Annotated in this window: 15 protein-coding genes and 2 tRNA genes; 8 read left to right on the top strand and 9 right to left on the bottom strand. The window is 42.7% G+C overall.

The window, feature by feature from the left end:
- Positions 1–219 precede the first annotated feature (219 nt).
- The 4 genes from fadB (at position 220) to F893_RS03755 (ending at position 5,536) form a co-directional block, all read left to right on the top strand.
- Positions 220–2,370, top strand: coding sequence for a fatty acid oxidation complex subunit alpha FadB (fadB, locus tag F893_RS03770; RefSeq protein ID WP_005250438.1), 2,151 nt, complete (start codon positions 220–222; stop codon positions 2,368–2,370).
- A 12-nt stretch (positions 2,371–2,382) separates the two neighbouring features.
- On the top strand, positions 2,383–3,555 hold the full coding sequence (gene fadA / locus F893_RS03765; RefSeq protein ID WP_005250437.1) for an acetyl-CoA C-acyltransferase FadA: 1,173 nt from the start codon (positions 2,383–2,385) through the stop codon (positions 3,553–3,555).
- 146 nt (positions 3,556–3,701) lie between these two features.
- Positions 3,702–4,427 carry a hypothetical protein gene (locus F893_RS03760; protein WP_004729261.1) on the top strand — a complete coding sequence of 242 codons (726 nt, stop codon included), beginning with the start codon at positions 3,702–3,704 and terminating at the stop codon, positions 4,425–4,427.
- A 5-nt stretch (positions 4,428–4,432) separates the two neighbouring features.
- Positions 4,433–5,536 carry an XRE family transcriptional regulator gene (locus tag F893_RS03755; RefSeq protein ID WP_004729258.1) on the top strand — a complete coding sequence of 368 codons (1,104 nt, stop codon included), beginning with the start codon at positions 4,433–4,435 and terminating at the stop codon, positions 5,534–5,536.
- A 189-nt stretch (positions 5,537–5,725) separates the two neighbouring features.
- On the opposite strand, the gene F893_RS17315 is transcribed toward F893_RS03755, so the two are convergent.
- A protein-coding gene (locus tag F893_RS17315; RefSeq protein ID WP_155757260.1) for an IS3 family transposase occupies positions 5,726–6,870 on the bottom strand; the annotation gives its coding sequence in 2 pieces (ribosomal slippage) (positions 5,726–6,606 and positions 6,606–6,870; 1,146 coding nt in all).
- Between the two features lie 103 nt (positions 6,871–6,973).
- Here F893_RS17315 and F893_RS03740 point away from each other — a divergent pair.
- Complete coding sequence (locus tag F893_RS03740; protein WP_005250432.1) at positions 6,974–7,354, top strand: hypothetical protein; 381 nt, start codon at positions 6,974–6,976, stop codon at positions 7,352–7,354.
- 98 nt (positions 7,355–7,452) lie between these two features.
- On the opposite strand, the gene tehB is transcribed toward F893_RS03740, so the two are convergent.
- From tehB to F893_RS03700, 8 genes are all read right to left on the bottom strand, one after another.
- Entirely contained in the window at positions 7,453–8,319 is an 867-nt protein-coding gene (gene tehB / locus F893_RS03735; protein ID WP_005250431.1) for an SAM-dependent methyltransferase TehB, read from the bottom strand.
- Between the two features lie 215 nt (positions 8,320–8,534).
- On the bottom strand, positions 8,535–8,807 hold the full coding sequence (locus F893_RS03730) for a hypothetical protein (RefSeq protein WP_004278649.1): 273 nt from the start codon (positions 8,805–8,807) through the stop codon (positions 8,535–8,537).
- 109 nt (positions 8,808–8,916) lie between these two features.
- Entirely contained in the window at positions 8,917–9,666 is a 750-nt protein-coding gene (locus F893_RS03725) for a hypothetical protein (RefSeq protein ID WP_005108098.1), read from the bottom strand.
- 174 nt (positions 9,667–9,840) lie between these two features.
- A complete protein-coding gene (locus F893_RS03720) occupies positions 9,841–10,344 on the bottom strand; it encodes a hypothetical protein (protein ID WP_005250428.1) in 504 nt (167 codons plus the stop codon).
- A gap of 237 nt (positions 10,345–10,581) precedes the next feature.
- Positions 10,582–11,103, bottom strand: a complete 522-nt coding sequence (locus tag F893_RS03715) for a hypothetical protein (RefSeq protein ID WP_005250420.1) — start codon at positions 11,101–11,103, stop codon at positions 10,582–10,584.
- 275 nt (positions 11,104–11,378) lie between these two features.
- Positions 11,379–11,454: transfer RNA gene (locus F893_RS03710), tRNA-Phe, on the bottom strand.
- Between the two features lie 137 nt (positions 11,455–11,591).
- Positions 11,592–11,667, bottom strand: a tRNA-Phe gene (locus F893_RS03705).
- A 203-nt stretch (positions 11,668–11,870) separates the two neighbouring features.
- The gene (locus tag F893_RS03700; protein WP_004278652.1) at positions 11,871–12,248 is read right to left on the bottom strand and encodes a GNAT family N-acetyltransferase; all 378 of its coding nucleotides are present in this window, start codon (positions 12,246–12,248) and stop codon (positions 11,871–11,873) included.
- 96 nt (positions 12,249–12,344) lie between these two features.
- Between F893_RS03700 and hisB the strand changes: the two genes are divergently transcribed.
- The 3 genes from hisB to F893_RS03685 all read left to right on the top strand — a co-directional run bounded on the left by hisB (position 12,345) and on the right by F893_RS03685 (position 14,249).
- Positions 12,345–12,938, top strand: coding sequence for an imidazoleglycerol-phosphate dehydratase HisB (gene hisB, locus F893_RS03695; RefSeq protein ID WP_005250418.1), 594 nt, complete (start codon positions 12,345–12,347; stop codon positions 12,936–12,938).
- The gene (gene hisH, locus F893_RS03690) at positions 12,938–13,555 is read left to right on the top strand and encodes an imidazole glycerol phosphate synthase subunit HisH (RefSeq protein WP_005250416.1); all 618 of its coding nucleotides are present in this window, start codon (positions 12,938–12,940) and stop codon (positions 13,553–13,555) included. The genes hisB and hisH overlap by 1 nt, the downstream gene beginning before the upstream one ends.
- A 160-nt stretch (positions 13,556–13,715) precedes the next feature.
- Positions 13,716–14,249, top strand: coding sequence for a DUF805 domain-containing protein (locus tag F893_RS03685; protein WP_005250414.1), 534 nt, complete (start codon positions 13,716–13,718; stop codon positions 14,247–14,249).
- Positions 14,250–14,336: the final 87 nt, after the last annotated feature.

Below are 14,336 nucleotides of genomic sequence, written 5' to 3'. Positions count from 1 at the left end.
TTGGTTCATCGGGCTATAAGAAACTGAAAGGAAAAATTATAACCGGTCGGATCAAGCCGGCAGAAATTGATGACCATTGCGTCACCGCTTGATACAACTTGTTATGTTCTTTTTGGATATAGTTATCGTAAGATTAGCGAAGTCAAAAAGTGCGCGGGACATGCGCACTTGCTTCACAACATCAACTTAGAAGTCCTCCAAAATAAAGGAGATCAGGGCATGATCCACGCTGGCAATGCCATTACCGTCCAAATGCTTGAGGACGGGATTGCAGAATTCCGCTTTGACTTACAAGGTGAGTCCGTTAACAAATTCAACCGTGCAACGATTGAAGATTTCAAGGCTGCTATCGAAGCCGTCTCCCATGCCGATATTCAAGGTCTGATTGTGACTTCAGGCAAATCTACATTTATTGTAGGTGCTGATATCACTGAATTCGGCGACAACTTTGCTCAGGGTGAACAAGCGATTGTTGACTGGGCAATGCCAGTACATGAAATTTTTAACAGCTTCGAAGACCTCGACATTCCTAAAGTGGCCGCCATTAATGGCATGGCACTCGGTGGCGGTTTCGAAATGTGCCTGGTGTGTGACTACCGTGTCATGTCAGAGCAGGCGCAAGTGGGCCTGCCTGAAATCAAGCTGGGGATCTTCCCGGGCTTCGGTGGTACAGTACGTTTAAGCCGTCTGATCGGTATCGACAACGCGGTAGAATGGATGGCAATGGCCAATCCTAAAAAGCCTGCTGCCGCACTGAAAGACGGCGCAGTCGATGCTGTCGTTCATGCTGACAAGCTACAAGATGCTGCACTTGATCTGGTAAAACAGGCGATTCATGGCCGTTTAGACTGGAAAACCAAGCGTCAGGAAAAACTCGATCCAGTTAAACTCAGCCCGATCGAACAGATGATGGCGTTTAACTCATCGAAAGGCATGGTTCTGGCAAAAGCTAATCCGGCTCAATACCCTGCGCCAAAATTATTACTTGATTCATTACAAGCCGGTGCGAGCCTGCATCGTGATGACGCGCTGAAAGCGGAAGCTGAAGGCTTTGCCAAAGCAGCGGTAACACCACAAGCAGGTGCCTTGATCGGTTTGTTCCTGAATGACCAGATCGTGAAAAAAACCTCGAAGCGCTATGAAAAAGGTGCGCATCCAGTGAACCAGGCGGCTGTTCTCGGCGCAGGTATCATGGGTGGTGGTATTGCTTACCAGGCGGCAAGCAAAGGCACACCGATCATCATGAAAGACATCGGTAACCCGCAACTTGCTTTGGGCATGAAAGAAGCCAACGGTTTACTGACCAAACAAGTTGAACGTAAGAAGATGAAGCCTGCTCAAATGGGTGAAACTCTTGCTCGCATCCGTCCAACTTTAAGCTATGACGAGTTTAAAGAAGTGGACATCGTGATCGAAGCCGTGACTGAAAATCCAAAAGTCAAAGGCATCGTACTGAAAGAAACTGAAGCGAAAGTTCGTGAAAACACGATCATTGCATCTAATACTTCTACGATTTCAATCACGCGTCTGGCTGAAAATCTGGAACGTCCTGAAAACTTCGTGGGCATGCACTTCTTTAACCCGGTACACATGATGCCACTGGTTGAAGTGATTCGTGGTGCGAAGACTTCTGATGAAGCGATTGCAACAACTGTGGTGCTTGCTCAGAAAATGGGTAAAACACCAATCGTGGTGAATGACTGCCCGGGCTTCCTGGTGAACCGCGTATTGTTCCCTTACTTCGGTGCATTTGACCTGTTGCTTAAAGATGGTGCTGACTTCCAGCAAATCGATAAAGTCATGGAAAAATTCGGCTGGCCAATGGGCCCTGCTTACCTGATGGACGTTGTCGGTATCGACACTGGCGTACACGGTGCAGAAGTGATGGCTGAAGGCTTCCCGGATCGTATGAAACCTGATTTCAAAGGTTCGATTCAGGTGATGTACGAAAACAACCGTCTGGGTCAAAAGAACGACGTTGGTTTCTACAAGTATGAACTTGACCGTAAAGGCAAAAAAGCCAAAGTGGTTGATCCAACTGCGTATGAGCTTGTGGCCTCTGTTGCAACTGCGGAAAAACGTGAATTTGACGCTCAGGAAATCATTGACCGCATGATGCTGGCTTTCTGTAACGAAACGGTTCGTTGCCTGGAAGACAACATTGTAGCCACTGCTGCTGAAGCAGATATGGCGATGATCATGGGTGTTGGTTTCCCTCCATTCCGTGGTGGTCCATGCCGTTACATCGATCAAACCGGTGTAGCTGAGTATGTTGCGCTTTGCAATAAGTATGCGCACCTTGGTAAAGCTTATGAAGCGCCAGAAATGTTGCGCGAAATGGCTGCTAACAACAAAAAATTCTACGGTTAAGGAGCAACGTGAATGGCTACTTTAAATCCACGTGACGTTGTCATCGTTGATGGCGTACGTTCAGCAATGGGTAAAACCAAAAACGGTATGTTCCGCAATGTACGTGCCGACTCGATGTCTGCTGAGCTTGTCCGTGCCCTATTGGTACGTAACGAATTCGACCCGCATGAAGTTGAAGACGTAATCTGGGGCTGTGTGAACCAAACCCTAGAACAAGGTATGAACATTGCCCGTAATATCGCATTACTGGCAGACCTGCCGAAAACTGTTGCAGGTCAAACGGTGAACCGTCTTTGTGGCTCGTCTATGCAGGCGATTCACACTGCGGCTGCGCAAATTGCGACGAACCAAGGTGATATCTTCATCATCGGTGGTGTTGAGCACATGGGCCATGTGGGCATGATGCACGGCATCGACCTGAACCCTGAAGCGTCTAAGCATTATGCTAAAGCGTCGAACATGATGGGTCTGACTGCTGAAATGCTGGGTCGTATGAACGGCATTAGTCGTGAAGAACAGGATGCGTTCGGTGTGGAATCACATCGCCGTGCCTGGGCTGCGACTGAAAACGGTCTGTTCCAGAACGAGATCGTTGGCATTGAAGGTCATAATGCAGATGGCTACAAAATCCTGTGTGATATCGATGAAGTGATCCGTCCGGATGCGAACCTTGAATCGTTCAAATCTTTGCGTCCAGTCTTCGATCCGAAAGGCGGTACAGTAACTGCAGCGACTTCTTCAGCATTGTCTGATGGTGCTTCTGCAATGTTGCTAATGTCTGCTGAACGTGCTCAAGCTTTAGGTCTTAAGCCACGTGCTGTAATTCGCTCTATGGCGGTTGCAGGCTGTGATGCGGCGATCATGGGTTATGGTCCGGTTCCAGCAACGCAAAAAGCGTTGAAACGTGCTGGCCTGTCAATTGCTGATATTCAGACTTTTGAATTGAACGAAGCATTTGCTGCACAAGGTCTGTCTGTTCTTAAAGGCTTAGACATTTATGACAAGCAAGACATCGTGAACCATAACGGTGGCGCGATTGCATTGGGTCACCCATTGGGTTGTTCTGGTGCGCGTATCACAACAACATTGTTGAACGTAATGGAGCAACAAGATACGCAAATTGGTCTTGCGACGATGTGTATTGGCCTTGGTCAAGGTATTGCAACAGTGATCGAACGTGTTTAATGCTTAATTAAATACCGAGATCAAAAGAAACCCCGCTTATTGCGGGGTTTTTTGTAAGCAAAAGATTCAAACAATTGATTTAAATATATTAATGCCTACCTTCATGTTATAAAAATGATATTAAACAAAAATATGAGGGTTAAAATTTGTCAAATCGTGAACTTTTTTCTCAAGAAGAGCAAGAAAATTTCAATACACAATTCTTTGAAAATGATCAGGCACATGAAAAAGCAAATGAGCTTGGATTTTTTGATTGCAACTTGCTATTTAATGCTTTGGAAATTATCGATAATGCTTTTGAATTAAAAGATGAAAATAATGATATGAAGTTTGTGTCACGTTCTGGTGACTTCAAACAGGCTATCGGGCTGGCGTTAAAAAGGTCCCTTAATACAAATTGGCAATTCAAAAATATAGATGGTCAAAGATGTTTAGTTTCAGACGAAGAAAAGAAAATTATTCTTTTTGCTTCTGCTAATCATGCACTAGGATATAGTGACTCACAACTAACTACTGCCTCCCCTAAAGGAATAAAGACTAAAGATAAAGTTCATAAGAATTATGGCTCTTATACTGATAAAGACTTATTTAAAACTTGGATATGTTTTTATCCCTCAAGAAAAGACATTCGCTACCTTCAAGATGATAGATCTCAAATAAAAATAGAATTAGCCTTTCCAACATCTTATACAATTGTGAAAGAGTCAGGAAAAGATAAATTTTTAGTTAAAAATTATTTAATTAGACTCATACTAAACAATCAAAATCCTAATAATGATTTTAATCCAAAGTTAAGAAAACCTAGTCCTGATCTCACTACATCTAGTACAATCACTGAAGAGGATTTACCTATTAACTTGAAAGCCGGCTAGAGGAAATGCAAGTAATTGATCGAACTAGATTAAAGGTTGCGAAGGATTTGCGACGCTTGTCCAATAAAGATTTTGCTAATCTTTTAGGTTGCTCTGAGCCTAAAATTCGTAAAATTTTAACAGATGGAAAATATCCTATTAGTTGTGAAGATTTTCAGCAAATAACTGAAAAATTGGGTTTGCCTGCTAGCTTTTTTTTAGCGGACGATAATCTCGAATTAGTCAATTCGTCCGACATTTTTTATAGGTCAGCAGCTAGAATTAAGGCTGAATATAGAAATGCAAATGAAGCCTATATTCTGTTAGCAAAAAAAATTAACCTTTACTTTGAGAGTAAATTAACTCTTCCTAAATTTAGTTTCCCTGATCTTGAAATTTTTGAATCTAATCACCCAGACTATCCATCAAGTGTTGCAAATAATTTAAGAGGTTTTTGGGGATTAGGCATCCAACCCGTTAATAATATTATTGCGCTACTTGAGCTAAAGGGTTTTCGCGTCTTTCGCCTACCTTTTGATATAAAACAAATGGATGCACTTTCTTTTTTTGATGAACAAAGTGGCAATCCTTTTATATTCTTAAATGATTTTAAATCATTTGAAAGACAACGCTTTGACGCTGCTCATGAACTTGGTCATATGATTCTGCACAAAGATGATAATGCCGAATACAATCGAACAAAAGAAAGTGAAGCAGATCAATTCGCTTCAGAATTTCTGATGCCTTATGAAGGCTTTACCAGTAATTTACCAAAAAATTTAAGTATTCAATCTATGATTGAGTATAAAAAATATTGGCGTGTCTCACTTAAAGCTGTGAATTATCGTTGCCATAAATTAGATTTGATTTCTGATTGGATTTATAAAAACAACTCAATTCGTATAAATTCTTTTGGATATCATTTGAATGAACCTGATCCAACTTATGGTGATCAATCTCTGTTTTACTCAAAAATTTTAAAAACTTTAGCCACTCAAGATGGTTTTAGTATTTCTAAAATGCTAGATGGAATCGGCATTTCTCGTTCAGATTTCAATGATCTAACATTTTATTCAATAGATAAATTTGAAGAATCTAAACCTAGACCTAAACTTTATGTCGTTAGTTAAAGCTCTTCGGAGCTTTTTTTATTTAAATTAAAATGTTATCTATTTGTAAAATTGGTTTATTTTTCAGTCACTTAAATCTTGATTATGAATCACTTAAATTTTATAAGCGTATGATCAAGCCTCTTTTTAGAGGTGGTCCCACTTGTTTGAACAACTAAAAGCGTATTTATAAGTGATATTCCGCTCTAGTTAAGCCACCTTGTTTTGTTGGGGTAGCTGATCATAGTAAAACTCATTTGGTGTCATTTTGTCTAGACTCGAATGAGGTCGTTTCAAATTATAAAACTCAAAATATGCACTTAATTGCTTTTTCGCATCTGTGACACTGCTATAAGCTTTGAGATACACCTCTTCATATTTAACGCTCCGCCATAATCGTTCAACCATCACATTATCAATCCATCGACCTTTACCATCCATACTGATTTGAATGCCATTTGATTTCAATACATCAATAAATGCATCACTGGTGAACTGACTGCCTTGGTCTGTATTCAATATTTCAGGTGATCCATATTTTTCAATCGCTTCATTTAAAACCGAAATACAAAAATCCACATCCATACTAATCGATACCCTATGCGCAAGTACCTTGCGGCTATGCCAATCAATCACAGCACATAAATAAACAAAGCCTTTTGCCATAGGAATATACGTTATATCCGTAGACCACACTTGATTACTGCGCAGAATAGCCAACCCTTTGAGCAGATATGGATATTTACGGTGAGCTTGATTAGCCTGGCTTAAATTTGGTTTGCAATATAACGCCTGAATACCCATTTTCTTCATTAAAGTACGTGTATGACGTCGTCCTATATGATGCCCTTGACGATTCAACAAATCACGCATCATACGACTGCCTGCAAAAGGATATTGCATATGTAATTCATCAATACATCGCATCAGCTTCAGATCTGATGAGCTAACAGGTTTTGGGCGATAATAATAACAACCACGGGAGACTTTCAGCAGCTTAGCTTGCTTAGATACTGAAATCTGAAGTGAGTCGTCGATTAACTTTTGTGGTTGAAGCGGCCCAGTTTCTTCAACACACCTTCTAAAAAATCAATTTCTAATGCCTGCTCACCGATTTTTGCATGTAACTTTTTAAGATCAATGGGGGGTTCTGATGGAGCTTTTGATTGATCGAAAGCTTGCGAGGAAGCTGATATCAATTGATTTTTCCAGTCAATAATTTGGTTTTGATGAACATCAAATTCAGCACTCAATTCAGCAAGTGTTTTTTCTGCTTTAATCGCAGCAAGTGCTACCTTAGCTTTAAAATCATTTGAATGATTTCTTCTTGGTCTACGTGCCATAAAATACTCCATATATTGATGTTTATAACATCATTTGAGGAGCAGAATATCACTTATAGGAGTTGTTCAAATTTACGGATCCATCTCTTTTTCCTATTTCCTTAAAAGGGTTTATATGAACATGCTTAAAACAATGATCGCAACTGCAATCGTAGCGACTTCTGCATCTGCAATGGCAACTGAAGCTCAAGTTACACCAGCAATTGTTGTAACTAAAACAACCCAAACTGTTGCCAAAGAAGCTGCTGCACCTGCACAAGCGAAAGTTGAAGCTGCTCAAGCGACTGTTGCTGCAACTCAACAAGCGGCTGAAACTAAAGCTAAAGCAGTAAAAGCAGAAGCGACAACTCAAGTAGAAACGGCTCAAGCTACAGCAGAACAACACGTTGAAGCTGCGAAAACTGAAGCAGTAGAAACCAAAGACGCTGCTGCTGAAAAAGCAGAAGTAAAAGCCGAGAAAAAAGGCTGGTTCTCTTGGTTTAAAAAAGCGGCTTAAGCTTTTTAAAAGCATAAAAAAAGATGTCAGCCTGACATCTTTTTTTTGTTTTATGTAGTCTCATTTAAGCTCAAGAATTTAAAAAAATCCTCAATCTTCTATTCAACCTTCTGCGCCAGCATGGTGGCAAAGTGCTGTTTAATCCGCTGACCCTGCTCATCGACACGATACAGCTCACCGACATTTTCATTATATTTCACAATATGCCAGCCCTCATAATACCCTCGCAACTCCCCCGGCTGAAAAGCAAATGGAAAATCGACTTGTGCCGGAATATCTGGCGTATCCATGGCACAGACAATCAGGTTATAGCCACCTGGCACGGTCGCCTGCTGCATCTGTGCAATAAGCGGTGGAATGGTTTTCGCCTCAAGAAACATCATCACCACGGTACAGTAGATAAAGTCATATTGGCCTGCAATGTTGGTATCCGTGTTAAGGTCGCGGCGCTGTACTTGCACATGATCAATCTGCTCAGTCTGCAGGATCTGTCTTAAAGTCTGCAAACTGTTTTCGTTGACATCCCAGGCATCGACATTAAAGCCGTTCTGGCTCAAATAAAGCGCATTACGCCCTGTACCGCAGCCGACGTCCAGCGCACGGCCACCTTTTAAATAGGGCATCGCTGCCAGCACTTCAGAATGGGTAGGATTTAACTGATATTTCTTGATAAAGTAATCCTCAGGCTGGCAGTAAAAACGTAACTGACATTCGACATCTTCACTGGCAGAGACAATTTTGTGCCAGGCCTCAGGCTCAATAAATGGCGGTTGCTGCTCTGGTGTAAACACATGCTCGGATTGCACTGCACCAGATTCTTCCAGCATGGCAAAACGCAGCTCACCTTTTAATACTGTCAGTTTCGCCCAGGTGCCGGCTTTAGTATTGTGCTGATTCTTAAAGCCCTGGGGAATACTCTGCTGGTTCCAGACTGGAAGTTCCTTATAACATCTCAACTGTTGCATAATTTTTGCCCTCCATATCATCCATGCTCCACCTGCCATTCTTTTGGCAGCAGTAATTAATTCAGCATAGCCTGTTCAAATCGGAATTGGAATCAGCGCCTGTTCGCGCTGTGCCGATGCAACAGCAAGATCAATACCAGTTTTCTATCAAAATAAAAAAGCTGCCTCTCTTGAAACAGCTCGGTTGTATATCAATCAGGAATTTGATGACTTGATTAATGCAGCAGTTCCGACTTTAGCCAGTTGATGTATTTATCCTGATCCATAAAATCCGGTGCGCTCCCCAGATCCAGACTGAAATACTGCTGATTGAACTGAATCACAATCTGTTCGGTATAGTGCCAGTCCTCGATCAGCGTGAAATATTGATCCAAGAACAACCGGTTCTTGTCCCCGTTATTCATCCTTTGTAATTTTGGACATGTTTTATTTGCGACAAACTCACCGTACACCTGCTGAATATCAGCAAAAACCTGAATTGTTTGCATGACTCACCTGCTTAAATGTTATGTCGTGATCTGTGCGACCCTTTCAATTTAGCAAGCGAGTTTGAACAGCAGATGACAGTCCTATGGCAATCCTGTCATCTCAGTCAGGCTACAACTTGTTTTCAACCTCTTTCTGGTTAGCGCTCGCCACTCGTTCCGTCTGTTTATTCAGGTGCAGCATTTCTTTATACAGCGCATTAAACTCTTGCACGGCTTTATCGTCATAGAACATAAAGGTGTTATTTTTCTTTTGCCATTTATGCTTTTTCAGTACTGCAAATAAGGCATCAGCCTTGGCCAGCGTCTGTTTTTCAATTTCAAAAATGACATGTGCATTACTATTTTGCTGACTGTCTTTCAGGGTCAGGCTCAGTTGCTGGCGATAACGGTTCTTAATATCCAGTTGCTGTGCCTTGTCGATCAGCTCGGCATCGCGCTGCTGGATTTTCTGCTGATAGCTATTCACAATTTGATGGACTTGCTTGAGCATGGCTTCAGTTTCTTTATAGCCTTGTGCCTGATCCTTAGCCAAGCGGTCGATATTCAGAAAATTCTGCCAGTTGGCGGCTTTTAAGTCGCGTAGATACTGATTACGTTCCTCGGCACTGTCGCGCAATTGCCCCAGCATAAATTCAGCCATGATGGCATAGTCACCATCCAGACGGTCATCCTCAAGTTCAATCTGAATCGGTTTAGACCAGTCCTGTGCCTGCTGCGCAATACTCTCGGTTTTTTCTTCAAGCACAGTTTCATATTCGAGCAGCTCGGCCTGATGTTTTTGCTGAACTGAATTCTGATAAAACAGCCCAATAAAAATTGCCAGTGTCACAGCGGCTACAATCATAAAAACACGCGGCATGCACATGCTCCCCTGCTGCAGGTTATGTATAGATTTCCTTTTTATCAATATGCTTATTTTTTAAGCATAAATCAATTCTTCTATACAAAACCCCTATGCAAAGGCACGGACTGTTCCAAAAGGAAATCAGATCGAAATCCTGTTTTAAGCTCGCGCTGAATCGTTTGACTTTATCTAGCAACCGTTCGCCGAACACCATTCATTCAGCAGCGTCCGGTCAATATTATTCAGGTTGAACTGTTCTCGGGCAGCCTGAACTGATGTTGCATCACGGTTAATGCCAAATGGCACCAGCATCAGATAAATCCCATCACGTGGGTCAGCAGAGCGCAAACCATCTGCGATGGCCTGTACATACTGTTGCAGCCCCGGTGGCAGGCTATCCAGTCGTGCCGGATTGCTGCTCGGTAGAATGTCGAGATCACCTGCGAAATCAGCATTGACCGAGTAGTCCTGCAATTCACGTTCAATCTTCATCATTCGCATCTTTAACGCCTTTTTCTGGCTGGATTGTTCTTGCAGCGGCAGCATGAATTCCGTTTCTTCACGCAATTCACGATCTGCCATCACGATCAGTGTCGGTAAAGTGACTGACTCTGGGGCGGCATGCGCATTGACCAGATGCAGCAAAGAAAACAGGCTTATTAATACAAGGAAAGTTGTGCTAAGGGGACGCATAAGGAAAACCTCCGCATCATCATTTCAGGGGGAGAGACCTTATTGTTCCTTAAACTTGTGTAAATATGATCAGCATTACTGTGAGGATTGATACACGGTCATGTCAGCCTGATTACTGGCGCATATTTCGAGCTGGTTTTAAGCGGGCGATTAGAAATTAATGCTCCTTTTACCGTAAATTCAAGCAATAAAAAATCCCCGACTGGCGGGGATGGATAGGTAGTATTGAACAGTATTTCAGGGCTGCCTCGGTAATTGCATAACAGGCGGTAAATTCAGGTGATTTTCAAGCAGGTCGATATTCACCCTGTCCAGATTGATCTGGATCTTCATATTGCGATCTGGCTGCATGCTATTACTCCGATCAATGCCAAAATTCTCCAGAATGGTATACAGCCCCTGGGTTGGATCACTGGATTGCAGTCCTTGGGCAATGGTCAGCACATACCGCTGTAGTGCCGGTGACAGTGAATCTAAATCAGGTGCTTTTATGGGCTGGATCTCGAGGTTTGCCACCATCTCGGGATTAACCATGAAATTCTCTGCATCCCGGGTTCCACGAATCACCTGATGCTGTAAGGCGCGCAGATTCTTTTCTTCCTGTACAAAAGGCACATAGCCGGTTTCATTACTCATTTCAGGTTCAGCCATCACGGTCATAGTGGGCAGAGTCACAACCGCTTGCTCGTCCTCGGCTTGTGCTCCGATGCTGTAAACACCGAGCATGAGTCCGAATATAGACATTTTCATGATATTCATTGATCTGCCTTTCCCCTATTATTGATGGCCCAAATACTGCAACTGATGATGATCCAGTCAATTTCCAATATTCTTATCTACTAGATTACATTGATTACTTGGATAACTCATGCTTGCTCAGATGAATGGCAACTCATGTGAATCATCCCGGAAATAGCAGAGCACAGACTCATCGCCTGAACACCAGATAGTGAGGCAAAACCACTGTTTTCAGCTGAATGACAAAGTGACAGGCGAAAAAAAACCTCAAACACTGTTTGAGGTTTTTTCGAATATGGTGGCGAGACCCAGGATCGAACTGGGGACACACGGATTTTCAATCCGTTGCTCTACCTACTGAGCTATCACGCCGATGCGGTGTATTAAGCCGTATCTGGCCTCATTAGTCAATCAAAATTATGAAAAAAATATTTGAGTGGCTGATTTTTGGCCTAAAAAAAATCCCTGATGGGATCAGGGATTGAAAACTTTGAAATCGTTTTTAAATATGGTGGCGAGACCCAGGATCGAACTGGGGACACACGGATTTTCAATCCGTTGCTCTACCTACTGAGCTATCACGCCGATGTCGCGTATTAAACAGTTTCGGCTTGAAATCGTCAAGAGCAGAGAGAATAATTTTCGTTAAATGTTTACTTTTCCATCAACTCGCGTCAATTTGAGTCAAAAATCGAACAGTGTTTACCAAAGACCTCAGCAATAAAACAGATTTAAGCGCTTATTTACATAAAAAAGCAGCCTAATGGCTGCTTATGGTTGATCGATTTTCAGATTTTTTCTAGATTGGCCAGACAACGATGAATGGCCCCACAGCCCGGCACAAAGTTTTTCACGCCTTTTTCTTCTTCCATGCGGCAAACTTCGCTCACCAGCCTTTCTGCAACGCCACGACCACGGTTGGCCGGATGTACGACGATATTTTCCAGAATCCGGCTTTCACCCTGTCCGGTGCACCAGATTGCCCCAATAATTTTGCTATTAAATTCTGCGCTATAAACTGAGGTATACTGTGCAAGGTTTTGCTCTAGTTGTTCCATGGCATCTGCCCCGTCACTAAATTCAGGGCTCGTGTCATACAGTCGCTCAAGCTGGCTGCGCACTTCGTCATTTTCTAAAGAAGTATAAGCATGTACGGTGATAGGCATTGATAAACCCTCCTGAGCAATCTAATATGCGGTGACTTCGTCACGGCGAAAATATTTTCTACATCAATCATTTTGACGTATTTGAGGAACGTGTCTATGACAGATCGTATCAGTGAAGTGGTAAGAAATACCAACGAAACCAAAATTCGAGTTCGTTTGAATCTCGACGGTACTGGTCAAGGCACCTTAAACACGGGTATTCCCTTTTTAGATCATATGATTGATCAAATCAAGCGTCATGGCCGGTTTGATATTGATATTCATTGTGATGGCGACTTGGAAATCGATGACCATCATACTGTGGAAGACTGCGGTATTACGCTGGGTCAGGCTTTCGCGCAAGCACTAGGTGATAAAAAAGGCCTGAAACGCTATGGTCATTTCTATGCGCCACTCGATGAGTCTTTAAGCCGTGTCGTGGTGGATCTGTCTGGCCGTCCGGGTCTGTTTATGGATATTCCATTTACCCGTGCCATGATCGGCCGTTTTGATGTGGATTTATTCTCTGAATTTTTCCAGGGCTTTGTGAACCATTCCTTGATGACGGTACATATCGACAACCTGAAAGGCAAAAACAGCCATCACCAGATCGAAAGCGTATTTAAAGCATTTGCGCGTGCGCTGCGTATGGCCTGTGAAGTGGATCCACGTGCTGCCAATACGGTAGCTTCAACCAAAGGTACACTGTAATGACCCGTATTGCCCTTCTTGATTATGGGATGGGAAATTTGCACTCTGCGGCAAAAGCGTTAGAACATGTCGGTGCCACAGTGGATGTCACCAATGATCCAAAACTGATTGCTCAGGCAGACAAGATTGTCTTTCCGGGTGTAGGTGCCATGCGTGACTGCATGCAAGGCATGCACGAAGCCGGCATTGATGAAGTGGTACGCAATGCCGTGTTTAACAAGCCGGTACTGGCTATTTGTGTCGGTATGCAAGCCTTGATGCAACATTCTGAAGAGAATGGTGGTACCGATGCACTGGGTATTTTCGAAGGTGCGGTTAAGCATTTTCCGGAAATGGCGGGCTTAAAAGTGCCGCATATGGGCTGGAACCAGGTGCATCAGGCTGATCCTGACCATCCGATGTGGAACAATATCGAACAGGATGCACGTTTCTACTTTGTACATAGCTACTATGTAGAGCCACAAGATTCAGACCTGGTGGCAGCTACTTGTACCTATGGCATCGAGTTCTGTACTGCAATTCATAAAGAAAACCTGTTCGCGACCCAGTTCCATCCGGAAAAGAGTCATACCGCCGGTTTACAGTTATTGAAAAACTTTGTGGACTGGAAAATCTGATTTTCCTTCCGCCTAAAAAGCTCGCAGATTGCGAGCTTTTTTATTCATTTAGATTAGTTCACTGCTAGTGATTCTGACTATTTTTTAGTCATTGAAATTGTTATGATGTTGAAGTAACTCATTATATTTAAAAATAATTAGACTCAGGGGAAATACAATAATGAATCCACACTATCCAAACAATGAATCAGCTTTAAGCCCAAATGGTCGTTTTGGCCGCTTGTCTTATCTCGGCTGGAACATGCTAATGACCTTTTCGCTCCTGATCATCATTGGGATCATTGCAGCTTTTTCACCTGGCCTATTTATGGATAGCTCTGCCTTGGCAGGCTCATCCATGGTTGCAACTGTTCTCATCGGACTCGCTTACTTGGTCATGCTTTATTTTAGTTTTGTTTTTACTATTCGCCGTCTACATGACCGCAATCATACTGGATGGTTATCGCTGCTGATCTTGGTTCCGCTACTCAATCTGATTTTTATCCTTTATCTGATTTTTGCCAAAGGTGATGACAGAAGCAATCAATACGGCCCGCGACGTACCACCAAAGCTTGGGAAAAGGTGTTGGGATTGATTTATGTACTTATTTTTCCAATCGGTATTTTAGCCGCGATTGCAATCCCAGCTTATCAAGACTATGTGACGCGTGCTCAACAGGCGCAGATGGAACACAGTAGCTATCACACTGATTAATCCTATTTAAATTTTGTATAAAGCTCATTCTTTATGGGCTTTATTTTTACCTAGAACAGGAAAAGTGATTAAGCTGAACGCATTCAT

The sequence above is a fragment of the Acinetobacter sp. CIP 102136 genome, assembly GCF_000369685.1.
GTDB classification, from domain to species: domain Bacteria; phylum Pseudomonadota; class Gammaproteobacteria; order Pseudomonadales; family Moraxellaceae; genus Acinetobacter; species Acinetobacter fasciculus.
This window is presented reverse-complemented; position numbering and strand designations above follow the sequence as displayed.